Source organism: Actinomycetospora lutea (assembly GCF_028737205.1).
GTDB classification, from domain to species: Bacteria; Actinomycetota; Actinomycetes; order Mycobacteriales; family Pseudonocardiaceae; genus Actinomycetospora; species Actinomycetospora lutea.
Map to the genome: position 1 here is coordinate 54964 of NZ_JAQZAL010000016.1, position 15736 is coordinate 70699.

The 15736-nt window shown below is 73.3% G+C and carries 14 protein-coding genes; 3 read left to right on the plus strand and 11 right to left on the minus strand.

Annotation, left to right across the window (positions count from 1 at the left end; translation table 11 throughout):
• Positions 1 to 91: 91 nt before the first annotated feature.
• The 7 genes from lysS to PHK61_RS18330 all read right to left on the minus strand — a co-directional run bounded on the left by lysS (position 92) and on the right by PHK61_RS18330 (position 9255).
• A complete protein-coding gene (gene lysS, locus PHK61_RS18300) occupies positions 92 to 1732 on the minus strand; it encodes a lysine--tRNA ligase (protein ID WP_274282447.1) in 1641 nt (546 codons plus the stop codon).
• A 42-nt stretch (positions 1733 to 1774) separates the two neighbouring features.
• Positions 1775 to 2566, minus strand: coding sequence for a fumarylacetoacetate hydrolase family protein (locus PHK61_RS18305; RefSeq protein WP_274282448.1), 792 nt, complete (start codon positions 2564 to 2566; stop codon positions 1775 to 1777).
• A gap of 23 nt (positions 2567 to 2589) precedes the next feature.
• On the minus strand, positions 2590 to 3636 hold the full coding sequence (locus PHK61_RS18310) for a 3-isopropylmalate dehydrogenase (RefSeq protein WP_274282449.1): 1047 nt from the start codon (positions 3634 to 3636) through the stop codon (positions 2590 to 2592).
• A gap of 246 nt (positions 3637 to 3882) precedes the next feature.
• Positions 3883 to 5445 carry a phosphoglycerate dehydrogenase gene (gene serA, locus PHK61_RS18315; protein WP_274282538.1) on the minus strand — a complete coding sequence of 521 codons (1563 nt, stop codon included), beginning with the start codon at positions 5443 to 5445 and terminating at the stop codon, positions 3883 to 3885.
• Between the two features lie 264 nt (positions 5446 to 5709).
• Positions 5710 to 6747, minus strand: coding sequence for a ketol-acid reductoisomerase (gene ilvC / locus PHK61_RS18320; RefSeq protein ID WP_274282450.1), 1038 nt, complete (start codon positions 6745 to 6747; stop codon positions 5710 to 5712).
• A gap of 61 nt (positions 6748 to 6808) precedes the next feature.
• Positions 6809 to 7315, minus strand: coding sequence for an acetolactate synthase small subunit (gene ilvN, locus PHK61_RS18325; RefSeq protein WP_274282451.1), 507 nt, complete (start codon positions 7313 to 7315; stop codon positions 6809 to 6811).
• On the minus strand, positions 7312 to 9255 hold the full coding sequence (locus tag PHK61_RS18330; RefSeq protein WP_274282452.1) for an acetolactate synthase large subunit: 1944 nt from the start codon (positions 9253 to 9255) through the stop codon (positions 7312 to 7314). The genes ilvN and PHK61_RS18330 overlap by 4 nt, the downstream gene beginning before the upstream one ends.
• A gap of 239 nt (positions 9256 to 9494) precedes the next feature.
• Between PHK61_RS18330 and PHK61_RS18335 the strand changes: the two genes are divergently transcribed.
• Both PHK61_RS18335 and ilvD read left to right on the plus strand, forming a co-directional pair.
• Positions 9495 to 10115, plus strand: coding sequence for a PH domain-containing protein (locus PHK61_RS18335; RefSeq protein ID WP_274282453.1), 621 nt, complete (start codon positions 9495 to 9497; stop codon positions 10113 to 10115).
• Positions 10116 to 10160: 45 nt separating this feature from the next.
• Positions 10161 to 12002 (plus strand): dihydroxy-acid dehydratase, encoded by a 1842-nt coding sequence (gene ilvD, locus PHK61_RS18340; protein WP_274282454.1) that lies wholly within the window; start codon positions 10161 to 10163, stop codon positions 12000 to 12002.
• A 6-nt stretch (positions 12003 to 12008) separates the two neighbouring features.
• On the opposite strand, the gene PHK61_RS18345 is transcribed toward ilvD, so the two are convergent.
• From PHK61_RS18345 to PHK61_RS18355, 3 genes are all read right to left on the minus strand, one after another.
• On the minus strand, positions 12009 to 12539 hold the full coding sequence (locus PHK61_RS18345) for a hypothetical protein (protein ID WP_274282455.1): 531 nt from the start codon (positions 12537 to 12539) through the stop codon (positions 12009 to 12011).
• A gap of 16 nt (positions 12540 to 12555) precedes the next feature.
• Positions 12556 to 12738, minus strand: coding sequence for a hypothetical protein (locus PHK61_RS18350; RefSeq protein ID WP_274282456.1), 183 nt, complete (start codon positions 12736 to 12738; stop codon positions 12556 to 12558).
• Positions 12739 to 12833: 95 nt separating this feature from the next.
• A complete protein-coding gene (locus PHK61_RS18355; RefSeq protein ID WP_274282457.1) occupies positions 12834 to 13763 on the minus strand; it encodes a 2-hydroxyacid dehydrogenase in 930 nt (309 codons plus the stop codon).
• A gap of 66 nt (positions 13764 to 13829) precedes the next feature.
• Between PHK61_RS18355 and PHK61_RS18360 the strand changes: the two genes are divergently transcribed.
• Positions 13830 to 15008 (plus strand): PQQ-dependent sugar dehydrogenase, encoded by a 1179-nt coding sequence (locus tag PHK61_RS18360; RefSeq protein WP_274282458.1) that lies wholly within the window; start codon positions 13830 to 13832, stop codon positions 15006 to 15008.
• Between the two features lie 114 nt (positions 15009 to 15122).
• On the opposite strand, the gene PHK61_RS18365 is transcribed toward PHK61_RS18360, so the two are convergent.
• Positions 15123 to 15629 carry a hypothetical protein gene (locus tag PHK61_RS18365; RefSeq protein ID WP_274282459.1) on the minus strand — a complete coding sequence of 169 codons (507 nt, stop codon included), beginning with the start codon at positions 15627 to 15629 and terminating at the stop codon, positions 15123 to 15125.
• Between the last annotated feature and the right edge of the window lie 107 nt (positions 15630 to 15736).

The window sequence follows — 15736 nt, forward strand, 5'->3', positions numbered from 1 at the left end:
TCGGGGTGCGGGGTACCTCGGGGAGCGAGGGACTCCCTCGCTGCGTGGCAGGCAGCGAGGGACTCCCTCGCTGCGCCGACGCGCGCGCGGCTCAGCCCCCGAGCAGGGTCCGGACGCGGTCGGGGCCCGCGGCGAGCAGCAGCGTGGGCAGGCGCGGGCCGGTGTCGGCGCCGACGAGCAGCTGGTAGACGACGACGAAGAAGCGGCGCTGGGCGGCCTTGAGCTCGTCGGTCGGCTTGACGTCCAGCGGCAGCCCGGCCTGCTTCTTGGGCACGCCGTAGACCAGGGTCGTCAGGCCGTCGAGCGACCAGTCGTCGGTGAGGTGGTCGCGCAGCATCGCGACGGCCTCGCGGTCCTGGTCGTCGAGCGAGGCGAGCAGCGCGGTGTCGGGCTCGTCGCGCAGGCGCGTGTGGGCCTCGTCGGGCATGTAGTTCTCGACCCACCGGATGGCGCGGTCGAGGCGCGGGCGGGCGCCCTCCGGCGTGGCGCCGAGGCCGGCGAGGATGCGCTCGAGCTGGGCCGGGTCGCCGGCCGTGACGTCCACGACCGAGGCCAGCGTCCGGTACGCCACCGGCTCCGGGGTGCGGGGCAGCTCGCGCTCGGCGGTGGTCACGGCGCGGACGTGGCCGGTGGTCTCGATCCCGCCCGCGGTCCCCGCGGCGACCTTGCGCTCGAGGGCGTCCCACTCGTCGTAGAGGCGGTGGATCTCCTGGTCGAACGCGACCTTGATGGCCTGGTTGGGCCGGCGGCGCGCGAACTGCCAGCGCAGCACCGGCACCTCGAGGATCTCCAGGGCGTCGCCGGGTGTCGGCACCGAGCCGCGCGAGCTGGACATCTTCGCCTGGCCGGTGATCCCGACGAACGCGTACATCGGCCCGATCGGCGCCTCGCCGCCGAAGACCTCGTCCACGATCAGCCCGCCGACCTGGTACGACGACCCGGGCGAGGAGTGGTCGACCCCGGAGGGCTCGAAATGGACGCCCTCGTACGCCCAGCGCATCGGCCAGTCGACCTTCCACACCAGCTTGCCGCGGGTGAACTCGCGCAGCAGCACCGTCTCGGAGAACCCGCACGCGCACGTGTAGGTCATCTCGGTGGTGTCGTCGTCGTAGGCGGTGATCGTCGTGTCGTCGCGCCCGCAGGCCCCGCAGTAGGGCTTGAACGGGAAGTACTCGGCGCTCGTCACGACGTCCTCGTCGTCCTCCGGGACGTCCTTCTTCTTCGTGCGGAACCGGCCGAGGATGCCGTCGATGCGTGCCCGCTCGCGCATGGCCAGCAGGACCTGGTCGCGGTACGCGCCCGAGGTGTACATCGCGGTCTGGCTGATGCCGCGCCACGGCACGCCGAGGTCGGTCAGCGCGGCGATCATCGGGGCCTTGAAGTGCTCGGCCCAGTTCGCGAACGGGCTGCCGAGCGGGGCCGGGACCTCGGACAGCGGCTTGCCGATGTGCTCCTCCCACGCCGGGTCGATGCCGGCGGGCACGCGGCGGTAGCGGTCGTAGTCGTCCCACGAGACGAGGTGCTCGCAGTCGTACCCGCGGCGGCGGATCTCGTCGGCGACGAGGTGCGGCGTCATGACCTCGCGCAGGTTGCCCAGGTGGATCGGGCCCGACGGGGACAGCCCCGAGGCGCAGACGATCTTCTGGCCAGGCCCGGCCCGCTCGACGACCTCGTCGGCCATCGTCGACACCCAGTCCGGCTCCGGTGTCCCGGCCGTCTCCACCACCTGCACGTGCTCCTTCGGACGTTCGATCCCGGCCAGGGTACGAGGCCGCTATCGCGCCTGGACGGGGTTGGTCAGGGTGCCGATGCCCTCGACGGTGACGCTGACCTGCTGGCCCGCGGTCATCGGCCCGACGCCGGCCGGGGTGCCGGTGAGGATCACGTCGCCGGGCAGCAGCGTCATCACCCGCGAGATGTAGGCGATGAGCTCGTCGATCGGGTGCAGCAGCAGATGGGTGCGCGAGTCCTGGCGGACCTCGCCGTCCAGCTCGGTGCGGATCGCGAGGTCGTCGGGGTCGACCGTCGTCTCGATCCACGGCCCGAGGGGGCAGAACGAGTCGTAGCCCTTGGCGCGCGTCCACTGGCCGTCGGCCTGCTGGAGGTCGCGCGCCGTGACGTCGTTGGCGACGGTGTAGCCGAGCACGACGTCGCGGGCGCGGGCCTCGGGCACGTCGCGGCACGGCATGCCGATGACGACGGCGAGCTCGCCCTCGAAGTCGACGCGCTGCGAGTCCGGCGGCAGCAGGATCGGCAGGCCGGGCCCGATGACGCTGGTCGAGGGCTTCATGAAGATCAGCGGGGCCGGCGGGGCCTCGCCGCCCATCTCGTCGACGTGCGCGGCGTAGTTCTTACCGATGCAGACGACCTTGGTGGGCAGGATCGGCGCGAGCACCCGCACGTCGGCGAGCGGCCACGTCCGGCCCGTGAAGGTCGGGTCGCCGAAGGGATGCTCGGCGATCTCGGCGCACACGTCCCCGCCACCGGGCTCACCGCCGGCCGTGGTCGGCGACTGCAGCGCGGCGAACGAGACTCCGTCGGCGTGGGCGATCCGGGCGAGGCGCACGACCGCCGACCCTATCCGGCTGACTAGGCCGGGGTGCGGGTGCCCGCGGCGGAGGAGACGAGGGCCGCGAGGCGGTCGCCGACGGCGTGGGTGCCGCCCGGGTTCCCGTGGTCGCGGGTCGCGAGGTCGAAGGCCACCGCCGCCTCGACGCGCCGGGCGAGCTCGGGCTCACCCAGGTGGTCGAGCAGCAGGGCCACCGACAGGATCGCGGCGGTCGGGTCGGCGATGCCCTTGCCGGCGATGTCGGGCGCGGAGCCGTGCACCGGCTCGAACATGCTCGGGTTGGCGCGCGAGACGTCGAGGTTGCCCGACGCCGCCAGCCCGATGCCCCCGGTGACCGCCGCGGCGAGGTCGGTGAGGATGTCGCCGAACAGGTTGTCGGTGACGATCACGTCGTAGCGCGACGGGTCGGTGATCAGGTGGATCGTCGTCGAGTCGACGTGCTGGTAGTCGACCGAGACCTCGGGGTGCTCGAGCGAGACCTCCTCGACCACGCGCGACCAGAGCGACCCGGCGTGGGTCAGCACGTTGGTCTTGTGCACCAGCGTCAGCTTGCGCCGCGGACGCGCCGCCGCCCGGGTGAACGCGTCGCGCACGACCCGCTCGACACCGAACGCCGTGTTGACGCTGACCTCGGTGGCGATCTCCTGCGGCGTGTCCTTGCGCAGCAGGCCGCCGGTGCCGGCGTACGGCCCCTCGGTGCCCTCGCGGACGACGACCAGGTCGATCTCGGCGTTGCCGGCCAGCGGCCCGCGCACGCCCGGGTAGAGCCGGGCGGGCCGCAGGTTGACGTGGTGGTCGAGCTCGAAGCGCAGGCGCAGCAGCAGCCCGCGCTCGAGGATCCCGCTGGGCACCGACGGGTCGCCGACCGCGCCGAGCAGGATCGCGTCGTGCTCGCGCAGCTCGGAGAGCACCGACTCGGGCAACAGCTCCCCCGTCGAGTGCCAGCGCGCGGCTCCGAGGTCGTACTGGGTGGTCTCCACCGAAGGAGCGACCTCGTCCAGCACCTTGAGGGCTTCACCGACGACCTCGGGACCGATGCCGTCGCCGGGCACCACCGCGAGTCGCATCCGCACCAACCTCCACGAGCGGGCCGCCCCGCGACGGGGTGACCGGGGCCGACCCGGGGAGACTACTAGGCGTGTCGGTCGATCACGGAACCGGATCGCCGGATCGTGGGAACGCGGTGTGCGACGGGGTTGCTGCGTCCGGCGGGGTTTGACATTCGGACCACTCCCCCGCCGGACGCAACGAAGATCGGCGACTCGGCCGCGGCCGATCAGCGGATCAGCCGAACCACTGTCTCGTCGGACGGATCAGCCGAAACTGATCAGCCTCGTCGTCCGCGCGTCGAGCGCCGTCCCGATCGGCTCGAGCAGCTCGGGGGCGACCGCCCGGTCGACGCGCAGGAGCATGATCGACGAGCTGCGGTCGCGCAGCTGCGAGAGCTGCGCGGCCTCGATGTTCACGTTCGACTCGCCGAGCAGCGTGCCGACGGTGCCCATGGCGCCCGGACGGTCGGAGTACTCGAAGAGCAGCACGTGGCCCTCGGCGCGCAGGTCGAAGCTGCGGCCGTTGATCTCGACCAGCTTCTCGACCTCGTCGGCACCGGTCAGCGTGCCGGAGACGGTGACCGCCTCGCCGTCGTCGCGCACGGCCCGCAGCGTGACCATGCTGCGGTGGTTCGGGCTCTCGGTCGCCGTCTCGACGGTGGCGGTGACCCCGCGCTCGGCGGCCAGGGCCGGGGCGTTGACGAAGGTGACCGGCTCGTCGACGACCTCGCCGAACACCCCGCGCAGCGCGGCCAGCGAGAGCACCGAGACGTCCTCGTGGGCCAGCTCGCCGCGCACCTGGACCTGCAGCTCGCTCGGGGCGCCGACCAGGTCGGAGAGCAGGGTGCCCAGCTTCTGGGTGATGCCCAGCCAGGGCCGGACCTCCTCGCCGACCGCGCCGCCGGAGACGTTGACCGCGTCGGGGACGAAGTCGCCGCGCAGGCCGGCGAGCACGGAGTGCGCGACGTCGGTGCCCGCGCGGTCCTGCGCCTCGGCGGTGGACGCACCGAGGTGCGGCGTCACCGTCACCTGCGGGAGCTCGAAGAGCGGGCTGGAGGTGGTCGGCTCGGTGACGTAGACGTCGATGCCGGCGCCGGCGACGTGCCCCGAGCGCACGGCCTCGGCCAGCGCGTCCTCGTCGACGAGCCCGCCGCGCGCGGCGTTGATGATGATGACGCCCGGCTTGGTCTTGGCCAGCGCCTCCTTGCCGATGAGGCCCTGGGTCTCCGGGGTCTTCGGCAGGTGGATGGTCATCATGTCGGCGCGGGCGAGCAGCTCGTCGAGCTCCACGAGCTCGATGCCCAGCTGCGTCGCGCGCGCCTGCGGCAGGTAGGGGTCATAGGCGATGACGTGCGTGCCGAACGCGGCGATGCGCGCCGCGAACAGCTGGCCGATCTTGCCCAGACCGATGACGCCGACCGTCTTGCCCTGGATCTCGACGCCGGAGAGCTTGCTGCGCTCCCACTTGCCGCCCCGCAGGCTCGCATCCGCCTGCGGGATGTGACGGGCGGTGGCCAGCAGCAGTGCGAGGGCGTGCTCCGCGGCGGAGACGATGTTCGAGGTCGGCGCGTTGACCACCATGACGCCCTGGGCCGTGGCCGCGGGGACCTCGACGTTGTCGAGCCCGACGCCCGCGCGGCCCACGATCTTCAGCCGCTTGGCGGCGGCGAAGACCTCGGCGTCGACCTGCGTCGCGGACCGGACGAGCAGCGCGTCGGCGTCGACGACGGCCTCGAGCAGCGCGGGCCGGTCGGTGCCGTCGACGGTCCGGATCTCGACCTCGTCGCCGAACACCTCCAGCGTCGACGGCGCGAGCTTCTCGGCCATCAGGACGACGGGCAAGCTGGCGGCGGTGGTCACGTGTGATCGCTCCCGGGGGTCGGCGGTCGGTCCACGCCGACGAGCCCTGCACGGGTACCGATGTCTCACACGCCGACGTGCTCGCGGGGCATCGTCCCGCACTCGCGGCGAGCGTACCGACCCGTCGTGAACCGATTCACAGGGTCGCCCACCGACGAACGAACGGCGCTCTCGCTGCATCGGAAGCAGCGAGAGCGCCGTTCGTTGGTTCCCGGCGCTCCCCCGGACGGCTCAGTTGGTGGGGCGCGCCATCCAGGGCATGAGGCCGCGGAGCTTGGCGCCGACCTTCTCGATCTGGTGCGCCTTGCCCTCGTCCTCGAGCTTCTGGAAGTTCGGGCGGCCGTTGTCGTCCTCGGCCACCCACTCGCGGGCGAAGGTGCCGTCCTGGATCTCGCCCAGGATCTTGCGCATCTCCTCCTTGACCGCGTTGTTCACGATGCGCGGGCCGCGGGTGAGGTCGCCGTACTCGGCGGTGTCGCTGATCGAGTAGCGCTGGCCCCAGATGCCGTTCTCGTACATGAGGTCGACGATCAGCTTGAGCTCGTGCAGGCACTCGAAGTAGGCGATCTCGGGCTGGTAGCCGGCCTCGACGAGCGTCTCGAACCCGGCCTGGACCAGCGCCGACGTGCCGCCGCAGAGCACGGCCTGCTCGCCGAAGAGGTCGGTCTCGGTCTCCTCGGTGAACGTCGTCTTGATGACGCCCGCGCGGGCGCCGCCGATGGCCGCGGCGTAGGACAGCGCGAGCGCCTGGGCGCCGCCGGTGGCGTCCTGCTCGACGGCGATGAGGCACGGCACGCCCTTGCCGTCGACGAACTGGCGGCGGACGAGGTGGCCCGGGCCCTTCGGCGCGACCATGGCCACGTCGATGTCCTTCGGCGGCTGGATCAGGTCGTAGCGGATGTTGAAGCCGTGCCCGAAGAAGATCGCGTTGCCCGACTCCAGGTTCGGCGCGATGTCCTGCGAGTAGATGAAGCGCTGCTTCGTGTCCGGCGCCAGGATCATGATCACGTCGGCCTCGGCGGCGGCCTCGGCGGGCGTGACGACGCGCAACCCCTCCTCCTGCGCGCCGGCACGGCTCTTCGACGCCTCCGGCAGGCCGACCCGCACGTCGACGCCCGAGTCGCGCAACGACAGCGCGTGGGCGTGGCCCTGGCTGCCGTAGCCGATGACGGCGACCTTGCGCCCCTGGATGATCGAGAGGTCGGCGTCGGAGTCGTAGAAGACCTCCGCCGATCCAGTGGACTCTGCGCCGGTGGTCGGGGCACTCATGATGCGGGACTACTTCCTTCCGGATACGACTGACAGATATCTCGTAGCTGGGAGAACGAACCTAGCGGTGGTGCGCGGCGATGGAGCGCGGCCCACGGGCCAGCGCGACCATCCCCGACTGCACGATCTCGCGGAGCCCGTAGGGCTCGAGCATGCGGCGCAGCGCGTTGAGCTTGTCCTCGGTGCCCGTGGCCTCGACGGTGACCGCCTCGGGCGAGACGTCGACGACCTTGGCGCGGAACATCTGCGTCACCTCGAGCACCTGCGAGCGCACGCTCGCGTCGGCCCGGATCTTCATCATCACGAGCTCGCGCTGCACCGACGTCGCCGGCTCCAGCTCCACGATCTTGATGACGTGGACGAGCTTGTTGAGCTGCTTGGTGACCTGCTCGAGGGGGAAGTCGTCGACCGTCACGCAGATCGTCATGCGCGAGATCCCCTCCTCCTCGGTGGGCCCCACGGCGAGCGACTGGATGTTGTAACCGCGCCGGGAGAACAGCCCCGAGATGCGGGCGAGCACGCCGGGCTTGTCCTCGACGAGGACCGAGAGGGTGTGCGTGGTGGTCATGCGGGCACCTCGTCGGATCCGCCCGCTTCGGGGTCGTCGAACAGGGGACGGATGTCGCGGGCGGCCATGATCTGGTCGTTGCCCGTGCCGGCGGCGACCATCGGCCAGACCTGCGCGTCGGCGCCGACGGTGAAGTCGATGACGACCGGGCGGTCGTCGATCGCCATGGCCTGCGCGATGACGCGGTCGACGTCGTCCTTCGACTCGCAGCGCAGCCCCTCGCAGCCGAGCGCCTGGGCGAGCAGCACGAAGTCGGGCACGCGGTGCTTGTGCGTGCCGAGCTCGGTGTTCGAGTAGCGCTCGTCGTAGAACAGGGTCTGCCATTGGCGGACCATGCCGAGGTTGCCGTTGTTGATGACCGCGACCTTGATCGGGATGCCCTCGATCGCGCAGGTCGCGAGCTCCTGGTTGGTCATCTGGAAGCAGCCGTCGCCGTCGATGCACCACACCGTGGTGTCCGGGCAGCCGACCTTGGCCCCCATCGCGGCGGGCACGCCGTAGCCCATGGTCCCGGCGCCGCCGGAGTTGAGCCACGTGCGCGGCTTCTCGTAGCGGATGAACTGCGCGGCCCACATCTGGTGCTGGCCCACGCCGGCCGAGTAGATCGCGTCCGGGCCCGCGATGGCCCCGATCCGCTCGATGACGTACTCGGGCGAGAGCGTGCCGTCGGCCGGGTCGTCGTACCCGAGCGGGAACGTCTGGCGCCAGCGCTCGAGCTGGTCCCACCAGGGCAGGAGCCGCTCGGCGCGGGCCTCGCGGCCGCCGTCGTCGGCGGTGCGCAGCGCCGCCGTCAGCTCGGTGATGACCTCGCGGGCGTCGCCCACGATCGGCACGTCCGCGACGCGGTTCTTGCCGATCTCGGCGGGATCGACGTCGGCGTGGACGACCTTCGCCTCGGGGGCGAACGTCGACAGGTCACCGGTGACGCGGTCGTCGAACCGCGTCCCGAGGGCGATCAGCAGATCCGCCTTCTGCATCGCGGCGACGGCGGCGACCGTCCCGTGCATGCCCGGCATCCCCAGGTTCTGGCGGTGGCCGTCGGGGAAGGCGCCGCGGGCCATGAGGGTGGTGACCACGGGCGCGCCGGTCTCGTCGGCGAGGTCCGCGAGCTCGGTGGAGGCCTCGGCCTTGATCACACCGCCGCCGACGTAGAGGACGGGACGACGCGCCTCGCCGATCAGGCGGGCGGCCTCCCGGATCTGCTTGCTGTGCGGCCGGGTGGTCGGCCGGTAGCCGGGCAGCCGGGTCTCGACCGGCCAGCTGAAGGTGGTCTGGGCCTGCAGGACGTCCTTGGGCAGGTCGACCAGGACCGGACCCGGACGCCCGCTCGCCGCGATGTGGAACGCCTCGGCGATCGCGCGCGGGATGTCCGCCGGGTCGGTGACCAGCATGTTGTGCTTGGTGATCGGCATCGTGATGCCGCAGATGTCGGCTTCCTGGAACGCGTCGGTCCCGATGAGCTTGCGGCCCACCTGCCCGGTGATCGCGACGACGGGCACCGAGTCGAGCATCGCGTCCGCGAGCGGGGTGACGAGGTTCGTCGCCCCGGGCCCGGACGTCGCGATGCACACCCCGACCCGCCCCGTGGCCTGGGCGTAGCCGGTGGCCGCGTGGCCGGCGCCCTGCTCGTGGCGCACGAGGACGTGGCGCACGAGCCGGGAGTCGAAGAGGGGGTCGTACGCGGGGAGGATCGCGCCGCCCGGGATGCCGAAGACGACGTCGCAGCCGACGGCCTCGAGCGAGCGCACCAGCGACTGCGCGCCGGTGGCCGGGGACGGGTCGACGTGCGTGGGACGGGTCGCGTCCTGCTGCACGGGAGCCTGCAGGTTGGTGTCCTGCTGCTCGCTGGGCGCACCGGTCCGCGGGGCGGGACGCCGGGTCTCGGCGCCGTTCGCGGCCGGACCCGTGGTGCCGGGGGGCGCCGGTCTGGCTGTGGTCATCGGGTGGTCCACCTCGGTGGGTCGATCCGGATCAGGGGCCGAACATGAAAAAGCCCCCACCGCCTGGAGGCGGGGAGGGCAGGCGCGTCAGCAGGGTTCTCGCGGCGGGCGCAGGTGAAGCGACCCGTCAGGCGCTGACGCGCCCCGGGATTACGAGAATTCGCCGCTGGATCACGGCGACGAGAGTAGGTGGCCGGTCTGGACGGCGTCAAACCGGGTCGCACTGGCACCATCGCAGGGTGACGAGCGAGCAGACGGCCGACGGCCCGGCGCCCACGGCGACCGGGCCCGCGACGTTCCGGCCGGTGCCACTGGTGGCGCTGGTCGCCGTGGGGTTCGTGGTCATCGGCCTGTCGCCCATCGCGTTCCAGGGCGGCGCCTGGTTCCTGCTGTTCCTGCTCCCGCTCCTGCCGGCCTGGTGGCTCGTACGCACGCGCACGATCGTCGACGGGACGGCCCTGCGGGTGCTGCTCGCGTGGGGCTCGCGCCGGGTGCCGTGGGACGACGTCGTGACGCTGCGGGTCGCCGAGCGGGGCTGGGTGCGCGCGGTCGGCCGCGACGAGGGCGAGGTGGCGCTGGTCGGCGTGCGCCCCCGCGACCTCGGCCGCGTCGCCGCCGCCAGCGAGGGGCGGATCGACATGCCGACCCCGGACGAGGTCGCCGCGGTGCGCGAGCACCAGCGCGAGCTCGAGGCCACCCGGATGCGGATCGCCCGTCTGCGCGACCGGCAGGCCGCGGGGTCGGAGGAGGCCACGGGGTCGGAGAAGGCCACGGGGTCGGAGGAGTCACCCGAGCCGACCGAGCCGGGCACCGACGCGGGCACCGAGTCGACCGCCGGGAACGACGAGCGCCGGGCGTAACCTCGCCGGTGGTCCACTCCTGATCACCTTCCTGCGAGGTCACCCGTGCCGCCGCTGCGCTCACGCGTCACCACCCAGGGCCGCAACGCCGCCGGGGCCCGCGCCCTCTGGCGGGCCACCGGCCTCACCGACTCCGACTTCGGCAAGCCGCTCGTCGCGATCGCCAACTCCTACACGCAGTTCGTGCCCGGCCACGTGCACCTCAAGGAGCTGGGCGAGCTCGTCGCGGGCGCCGTGCGGGAGGCCGGCGGGATCGCGCGGGAGTTCCACACCATCGCCGTGGACGACGGCATCGCGATGGGCCACGGCGGGATGCTGCACTCGCTGCCGTCGCGCGAGGTGATCGCCGACGCCGTGGAGCACATGGTCCAGGGCCACGCGGTCGACGCGCTGGTGTGCATCTCGAACTGCGACAAGATCACCCCGGGGATGCTCAACGCCGCGATGCGGCTGGACATCCCGACGGTGTTCGTGTCCGGCGGGCCCATGGAGGCCGGCAAGGCCGTGGTCGTCGACGGCGTCGCACAGGCGCCCACCGACCTCATCACCGCGATCTCTGCGTCGGCGTCCTCGCAGGTCAGCGACGACGGGCTCACCGAGGTCGAGCGCTCGGCGTGCCCGACCTGCGGGTCGTGCTCGGGCATGTTCACCGCCAACTCGATGAACTGCCTCACCGAGGCCCTCGGCCTCTCGCTGCCCGGCAACGGCTCGACGCTGGCCACGCACGCCGCGCGCCGGCAGCTGTTCCTCGACGCCGGTCGCACGGTCGTCGAGCTCGCCCGCCGCTGGTACGCCGAGGACGACGCGTCCGTCCTGCCCCGCAACGTCGCGAGCAAGCACGCGTTCGAGAACGCGATGGCGCTCGACGTCGCCATGGGCGGCTCGACCAACACCGTCCTGCACATCCTCGCCGCCGCCCACGAGGCCGGGCTGGACTTCACGCTCGCCGACATCGACGCGGTCAGCCGGCGGGTCCCGTGCGTGTCCAAGGTCGCGCCGAACTCCAGCCACCACATGGAGGACGTGCACCGCGCCGGCGGCATCCCCGCGATCCTCGGCGAGCTCGACCGCGCCGGGCTGCTGCACCGCGACGTGCACGCGGTCCACGCGCCGTCGCTGCCGGAGTGGCTGGGCACCTGGGACATCCGCGGCGGCTCGCCGTCGGCGCAGGCCGTCGAGCTCTTCCACGCCGCGCCCGGCGGGGTGCGCACGGTGGAGCCGTTCTCGACGACGAACCGCTGGTCCTCGCTCGATGAGGACGGCGTCAGCGGTGTCATCAGGGACGTCGAGCACGCGTTCTCCGCCGACGGCGGGCTCGCCGTGCTGACCGGCAACCTCTCCCCCGACGGCGCCGTGATCAAGAGCGCCGGGCTGCCCGAGGACGGGCGGTACTTCCGCGGGCCCGCCCGCGTGGTGGAGTCCCAGGAGGAGGCCGTCTCGATCATCCTCGGCAAGCAGGTGCAGCCGGGCGACGTGATCGTCGTGCGCTACGAGGGCCCGGCCGGCGGCCCGGGGATGCAGGAGATGCTGCACCCGACGGCGTTCCTCAAGGGCGCCGGCCTCGGCGCGGTGTGCGCGCTGGTCACCGACGGCCGGTTCTCGGGGGGCTCGAGCGGCATCTCGGTCGGCCACGTCTCCCCCGAGGCCGCCGCGGGCGGCGCGATCGGGCTGGTGCAGGACGGCGACGAGATCCTCCTCGACGTCGACAGCCGCCGGATCGAGCTGCTCGTCGACGACGACGTGCTCGCCGAGCGCCGCGCCAAGATGGACGCCTCGGAGCGCCCGTGGCAGCCCGCCGTCGAGCGCAACCGCCACCTCACCAGCGCGCTGCGCGCCTACGCGGCGCTCGTCACCTCGGGGGCGACGGGCGCGGTCCGCTCGGTCTAGGTCGGGCTAGCTCCGCAGCGCCCGGACGGCGCGCGGGGTCGTCCCGCCCAGCATGACGACCCCCGCGCCGACGCCGGCGACGAACGCCGCGACCGGCGCCGACGCCGCGCCGCCCAGCACACCGATCACGCCCCCGGCGAGGGCGATCACCGACAGCACGGCGCCGAGCACGGCGAACGGGCGGGCGCCGACGTGCCACCAGCGCGCCAGCGCGAGGAAGTGCACGCCCACGACGAGCACCACCCAGGGCACCAAGAGCTGGGGCGCGAGCCGGCCGAGCACCGCCGTGCCCCCGAACAGCGCCACCACCTCGATCGCGACGATCAGCCGGTAGGAGCGCGTCAGCGGGAACATCCCGCCGCTGCCCGTCCCGCGGCGGCGGCGCAGGAACGCGGCGACGACCACCGCCGCGCACGCCAGGGCCACCAGCGCGGCGACGAGGTGCCACACCGGCCCGAGCAGCCCCGCGTTCAGCACGACGAAGAGCGTCCCGAAGAACGCGCCGACCAGGTCGCCGACGTCGAGCGGGCGCGTCACGCGACCGGACGCTACGTCAGGACGCCGGGTCGCGCCGGGACGCGGCGCGCAGGGCGTCCGCGATCCGGCGGCACTCGTCGCGCGTGAGGACGGCGGTGTGCCGCCCCACGGCCATCACGGCGAACGGGTCGCCGTCCTCGACCTGCACCGACACGATCTCCTCGCCCGCACCCGTGCTCACGGTCGTCCACGCGGTCATCGCCCACTCCACTCTCGACGTCGTCCACGTCGGGATGCGTGGGCGCTGCACCCTTTCTACATACTTGCGTGTTAGCTGGCAAGTAACTGTCGTCGTCAGTACCCGTTGAGCACGAGGTTCGGCGGGTCCTCCCCGCGCGCGACGGCCGCGAGCTGGGCGTGCACGACGCGGTAGGCGCGATCGAGGTGGCCGGGGACGCTGCCGCCGACGTGCGGGGTGATCAGCAGCTGCGGTGCCGACCAGAGCGGGTGGTCGGCGGGCAGGGGCTCGGGGTCGACGACGTCGATCGCCGCGCGCAGGCGCTCGGTGCGCAGCTCGGCGAGCAGGGCGTCGGTGTCCACCACCGGCCCCCGCGCGGCGTTGACCAGCAGCGCACCGTCGGGCATCGCGGCCAGGAAGGCGGCGTCCACGAGCCCGCGCGTCTCGTCGGTGAGGGGAACGAGGAGCACGACGACGTCGTGGTCGGGAAGCAGGTCGGGCAGCTCGGACGTCGCGTGCACGCCGTCGCGGGCCCGGCGCCCGACCCGCGTGATCGACGCGACGTCGAAGGTCTCCATCCGGCGGGCGGTCTGCTCGGCGAGGTCGCCCGCGCCCACGAGCAGCACGCGCTTGCCGGTGAGGGTGTCGGTGATGTGCTGGTCCCAGCGGCCCTCGTCCTGGGCCCGCACGAACGGGGGGATCTCGCGCAGCACGGCGAGGGTGGTCGCGAGCACCCACTCCGCGGTAACGCCACCGTGCGCGCCCTGGCAGTCCGAGAGCTGCACCCCCTCGGGCAGCCGGCCCACCCACATCTCCGCGCCGGCCGAGAGCAGCTGGACCAGGCGCAGCGCCGGGCAGCGCTCCACCAGCTTCAGCGCCTCGGTGGTGGCCAGGAAGCCGGGGATGAGGACGGCGGCGCGCTGCGCGGCGGCGGGCAGCTCGTCGGCCTGCTCGTCGTAGCGGACGAGCTCGAGCCCGTCGATGTCGGCGAGAGCGGCCTCGCCCTCGACGTGGGGCACGAGGACGGTCACGGGTTCGGTGCTCACGGTCCGCGGACGCTAGTCCACCCGTCTCACGGCCGGCAGAGACGTCGGCGCCTACTGTGTCCACCCGTGCCGGGATCCCTGTGGCGAGCGAGGCGGATCTCCCTCCTCGCCGCCCTGCTGACGCTCGGGGCGCTGCTGGCCGGGTGCGCCCAGTTCCCGGACGCCGGTCAGCAGCCCTGGCGCGAGCGCCCGGACCTCGGCGCCGAGCGCGCCCCGCAGCCGCAGCTGCCCGAGACCGGCGAGCCCACGCCCGCGCCGAACTCCGGCCCGCCCTCGACCCCGCCGCCGTGCGTCGACCCCGACCCGCAGGTGGTCGCCACCTGCCTCGCCCCGCTGTCGGCGATCGTCACCCTGCCCGGCGGCGCGGCCGCGCTGGTCGCCGAGCGCACCACCGGGCGCATCGTGCGCGTGGCGCCCGACGAGGAGCCCGAGACGGTGGCGACGGTCCCGGTGACCGCGACCGGCGACGGCGGGCTAACGAGCATCGCGCTCTCCCCCAGCTACGCCGAGGACCAGCTCGTCTACGCCTACGCCACCACCGCCGGCGGCAACGCGGTCATGCGCGTCGCGCCCGGCGACGTCCCGAAGACCGTGCTCGGCGGTATCCCGAGCGGGCCGTCGGGCAACAGCGGCGCGGTCGGCGTCGAGCCCGACGGCACGCTGCTCGTGGCCACCGGCGACGGCGGCGACCGGGCCGCGGCGACCTCGCCCACCTCGCTCGCGGGCAAGCTCCTGCGCATCGACCCGTTCGGCCGGCCGGCCCGCGGCACGCCGAACCCCACCTCGCCGGTCGTCGGCAGCGGCCTGCACGCCCCGGGTGACGTCTGCGCCGACCCCGCCACGGGCGTGAGCTGGGTGACCGACCAGGCCGGACCGCGCGACGTCCTGCTCGCCGTGCGGCCCGGTGAGGCGCCGGGCGCGGACGCCGCGACCTCGCCGGCCTGGACGTGGCCCGACCGCCCCGGCGTCGCCGGGTGCGCCGCGCTGCCGGGCACGCTCGTCGTCGGCCTGGAGGGCTCGAGCGCGATGTTCGTCCTGCGCCCGACGCCGCAGGGCTCGTTCGTCGGGACCCCGCAGGCCGTCCTCGCCGGCGCCTACGGGCGCATCACCGGCACGGACGTCGCCTCCGACGGCCTCATCTGGTTCACGACGGCCAACAAGGGCGGCGGCGGGCCCGTGACGCCGACCGACGACCGCGTCGTGCGCATCCGGCCCCCGTCGGGCGGGGCGAGCGGGGCCGACTAGCGGGCGACCGCCGCTCCTGCCCCGGACGCACCACGGCCCCGCTCCCCCACGTCGCAGTGGGGAGGAACGGGGCCGTGGGCTCGCCCGGTCTGGGGAGCGGACCAGGCGACGAGGTCAGTCGTCGCTGTCGGCGCCGCCGAAGGACAGGACGCTCGAGCCCTGCGCGGCGGCCTCGTCGAGCTGCGCGGCGCCGGCGCCCGTCGCGTCGTGGACCTGCCCGGAGACCTCGGAGACCTGACCGGCGATCTCGCGCTCGGTGTCGGTGGCCTGGCTGCCCACCGGAATCCCCGCGGCGTTGGCGTTGGTCTGCAGGTCCGAGGTGGCCGCCGAGGCGATGTCGCTCGTGGCGTGCTCCACGGCGGAGACCTCGCCGCCGACGAGCTCCTCGCCACCCTTCACCGTCGTCGGGACGTCGGTCTCGGGCAGCTCCTGCGCACCCTCGGCCAGCTCCGTCACGTGGCTCGTGACGGTCTGCTCGGTGTTGTCGAAGGTGGGCGCCTCGGCGGCGAAAGCGAAGGACGCGGTGCCGCCGGTCAGCGCGAGCGCAGCGGCCGCGGTGAGCGCGCCCCGGCCGGCGACCTTGCCGACCGTGCTGGTCTGGCGGGCACTGTGTGCACCCATTCGGAACCCTCCAGTACTTCGTGTGGCGTCGGGGGATAGGACCGGACGATGGCACGCTGTGACGCCCGGTCAAGAAGCCGCTACACGCTGCTCCCTGAATCCCCCAA

What these genes read in the sequence shown, in the direction of transcription:
- PHK61_RS18350 (WP_274282456.1), bottom strand. Translation starts at nt 12,738, where the DNA reads ATGACCGCGTGGACGACCGTGAGCACGGGTGCGGGCGAGGAGATCGTG.
- ilvN (WP_274282451.1), bottom strand. Translation starts at nt 7,315, where the DNA reads ATGACCACCACGCACACCCTCTCGGTCCTCGTCGAGGACAAGCCCGGC.
- PHK61_RS18310 (WP_274282449.1), bottom strand. Translation starts at nt 3,636, where the DNA reads ATGCGACTCGCGGTGGTGCCCGGCGACGGCATCGGTCCCGAGGTCGTC.
- ilvC (WP_274282450.1), bottom strand. Translation starts at nt 6,747, where the DNA reads ATGAGTGCCCCGACCACCGGCGCAGAGTCCACTGGATCGGCGGAGGTC.
- serA (WP_274282538.1), bottom strand. Translation starts at nt 5,445, where the DNA reads ATGGCCGAGAAGCTCGCGCCGTCGACGCTGGAGGTGTTCGGCGACGAG.
- PHK61_RS18365 (WP_274282459.1), bottom strand. Translation starts at nt 15,629, where the DNA reads ATGGGTGCACACAGTGCCCGCCAGACCAGCACGGTCGGCAAGGTCGCC.
- PHK61_RS18330 (WP_274282452.1), bottom strand. Translation starts at nt 9,255, where the DNA reads ATGACCACAGCCAGACCGGCGCCCCCCGGCACCACGGGTCCGGCCGCG.